The 2,589-nt window shown below is 49.0% G+C and carries 3 protein-coding genes; all 3 read left to right on the plus strand.

Features of this window, described 5'->3' with window-relative positions:
- The coding region (locus ACLR2L_RS19895) for a homoserine O-acetyltransferase/O-succinyltransferase family protein (RefSeq protein WP_413370724.1) at positions 1–558 on the plus strand (558 nt) is incomplete at its 5' end.
- A gap of 3 nt (positions 559–561) precedes the next feature.
- Complete coding sequence (locus ACLR2L_RS19900; protein WP_413370726.1) at positions 562–1,617, plus strand: homocysteine S-methyltransferase family protein; 1,056 nt, start codon at positions 562–564, stop codon at positions 1,615–1,617.
- 9 nt (positions 1,618–1,626) lie between these two features.
- Positions 1,627–2,589, plus strand: a 963-nt coding sequence (locus ACLR2L_RS19905; RefSeq protein WP_413370728.1) for a dihydropteroate synthase, incomplete at its 3' end; no start/stop codon positions are given.

Here is a 2,589-nt window from a genome sequence, read left to right on the forward strand (position 1 = left end):
CTTGAATGGGCCAATCGTCATGTGCAGTCTACGCTCTATTTGTGTTGGGCAGCGCATGCCGCCATGTACCATTTTTATGGCATTCAGCGTAAATTACGCGACGAAAAACTGTCTGGTGTGTATCACCACAAAGTGAAAGATCCGCACAATGAATTACTCAGAGGTTTTGATCCGGAGTTTTTCGCCCCTCATTCGCGTTATGGCTATATTGCCACTGAAGATTATGACAGCGTTGAGGGATTGAAAGTCATTGCTGAGTCAGAAGAAGCGGGCGCTTATGTGGTTGCCTCTGACGACAAGCGCATGGTGTTCATTACCGGACACCCGGAGTACGATCCTGAAACCCTATCTGATGAATATCAGCGCGATGTGCAGGCCGGTATAGAACCAAATATTCCTTGTAATTACTTTCCGGGAGATGACCCAAGCCAGTCTCCTTTAGTAAGATGGCGCTCACACGGCAGCCTTCTTTTCACGAACTGGATAAACTACTATGTTTACCAGACAACGCCGTATGATTTGAATCAGCTGGTAGAGAAAAACCAGCATAAGAGGTAACACGTGAGCAGGTTAACTGACGAGCAATTTTATGCCCTGGCGGCAAAACGCATTCTGATTTTAGACGGCGCAATGGGCACTATGATCCAACGCCACAAACTGGAAGAAGAAGATTACCGGGGCAAGGAATTCGCCGACTGGCATTGTGATATAAAAGGCAACAATGATCTTTTGTCTATTACACAGCCTGATATCATCTACGATATTCACTGTCAGTATCTCGAAGCCGGTGCAGACATCATCGAGACCAACTCGTTTAATGCCACTACTATTGCCATGGCCGATTACGACATGGAAGCACAGTCTCGTGATATAAATCTGGCCGCCGCCAGACTGGCGCGCAGAGCTGCCGATGAATTTACAGCAAAGACCCCGGAAAAGCCGCGTTTTGTAGCGGGTGTTCTGGGTCCAACAAACCGCACGGCGTCCATATCTCCGGATGTGAATGATCCAGGCAAACGCAATGTGACCTTCGATCAGCTCGTGGAAGCCTATACGGAGTCCTGTGAGGCCCTCATCGAAGGCGGCTCAGACATCATTCTTATTGAAACCATATTTGATACCCTGAATGCCAAAGCCGCGGCATTTGCGGTTGAAACCGTGTTCGAAAAACTGGGATTCCGTTTGCCAGTGATGATTTCTGGTACCATTACCGATGCTTCTGGTCGCACCCTTTCCGGGCAGACAGCCGAAGCGTTTTATTACTCCCTGCGCCATATAAAGCCGGTGTCATTTGGCCTTAACTGTGCGTTGGGTCCTGATCTGTTGCGCCAGTATGTAGACGAAATTTCAACGGTGTCAGAATGCCTGGTGTCGGCGCACCCAAATGCGGGCTTACCCAATGAATTTGGCGAATACGATATGGAAGGGCCTGAAATGGCAGGTCACCTGAAAGAATGGGCGGGCTCAGGATTAGTGAATATTGTTGGAGGATGCTGTGGCAGCACTCCTCAACATATCCGGGATTTAGCCAACGCCGTTGCAGGTGTCACGCCACGGGCAGTCCCCGCATTTGAGCCCAAAATGCGGTTGTCCGGTTTAGAACCATTCGTGCATTAAGGTATTGACGTGTCAGCAGAATTTTCAAATTTTATAAATATCGGTGAACGTACCAATGTCACGGGTTCCGCCGTATTCAAACGCCTTATTTTAAACGGCGACTACGAAGCTGCATTGGATGTGGCCCGCCAGCAGGTTGAAAACGGTGCGCAAATCATTGATATCAACATGGATGAAGCCATGTTGGATTCAGTAAACGCGATGACCACCTTTTTGAACCTGATTGCGTCTGAGCCCGATATCAGTCGCGTACCGATCATGATTGATTCGTCAAAATGGGAAGTGATTGAAGCCGGCCTTAAGTGCGTGCAGGGCAAAGCGATTGTTAACTCCATTAGCTTAAAGGAAGGCGAGGCACCCTTTTTACATCAGGCTCGCTTGATTAAACGTTACGGTGCTGCAACGGTAGTGATGGCCTTCGATGAAACCGGCCAGGCCGATACCCAGGCGCGCAAAGTAGAAATTTGCCAGCGCAGTTATAAATTGTTGGTTGAAAAGGTGGGTTTCCCGCCGGAAGACATTATTTTCGACCCCAATATTTTTGCTGTTGCCACCGGTATAGAAGAGCACAATAACTACGCCGTTGATTTTATTGAAGCGACACGTGTGATCCGCAAAACCTGCCCTTATGCACACGTATCGGGTGGTTTGTCGAACATTTCGTTCTCGTTCCGCGGTAACAACCCGGTACGCGAAGCCATGCACTCAGTGTTTCTGTACCATGCGATCCGCGCTGGCCTTGATATGGCCATTGTGAACGCCGGTCAGTTGGAAGTGTATGACGAGATCCCCAAAGAACTGCGAGATGCGGTTGAAGATGTGATCCTGAACAGCCATGAAGACGCTACAGACAAGCTACTAGAGCTTGCGCCTAAATATCAGGGCGACGGTAAAACGGTGGTTAAAGAAGATCTCGCCTGGCGTGAGTTGCCGGTTAACAAGCGACTTGAACACGCGTTAGTTAAAGGGATC

It is taken from the genome of Alteromonas sp. AMM-1 (assembly GCF_047290655.1).
GTDB classification, from domain to species: domain Bacteria; phylum Pseudomonadota; class Gammaproteobacteria; order Enterobacterales; family Alteromonadaceae; genus Alteromonas; species Alteromonas mangrovi.